The sequence below is a fragment of the Burkholderia sp. Ac-20344 genome, from assembly GCF_017104975.1.
Classification (GTDB): domain Bacteria; phylum Pseudomonadota; class Gammaproteobacteria; order Burkholderiales; family Burkholderiaceae; genus Burkholderia.
The window spans coordinates 1-627 of record NZ_JAAGPP010000404.1; the positions used below are offsets into that span (position 1 = coordinate 1).

The 627-nt window shown below is 64.3% G+C and carries 1 protein-coding gene; it reads left to right on the forward strand.

The features are described from left to right. Positions 1-627: NAD(P)/FAD-dependent oxidoreductase (locus tag G3N64_RS39405; protein WP_205788930.1), on the forward strand; the 627-nt coding region annotated here is incomplete at both ends.

Genomic DNA, 627 nt, shown 5'->3' on the forward strand with positions numbered 1-627 from the left:
AACGCGGCGCGCCGCTCGACGTCGAGGTGACGGAAGACCGCTTCCTGTTCCTGTCCGAGAAGAGCGCGGTCACCACGCCGAACTGGGCGCTGCCCGCCAACTTCCAGAACCACGGCAACTACGTGATCTCACTGGGCAACGTCACGCGCTGGCTTGGACAGCAGGCCGAGGCGCTGGGCGTCGAGATCTTCCCCGGCTTCCCGGCTGCCGAGATTCTCTATAACGACGACGGCTCGGTAAAGGGTGTCGCGACCGGCAACATGGGCGTGGGCAAGGACGGCGAACCGACCGAGAACTTCCAGCTCGGCATGGAACTGCACGCGAAGTACACGCTGTTCGCCGAAGGCTGCCGCGGCCACCTCGGCCGCCAGTTGATCTCGAAGTTCAAGCTCGACGCGAACGCGGATCCGCAGGCGTACGGGATCGGCATCAAGGAGCTGTGGGAGATCGACCCGGCCAAGCACAAGCCAGGCCTCGTGATCCACACGGCCGGCTGGCCACTGAAGTCGGACACCTACGGCGGCTCGTTCCTGTATCACATGGACAACAACCAGGTGGTGGTCGGCTTCGTGGTGGGCTTGGGCTACACGAACCCGTACCTGTCGCCGTTCGAGGAATTCCAGCGCT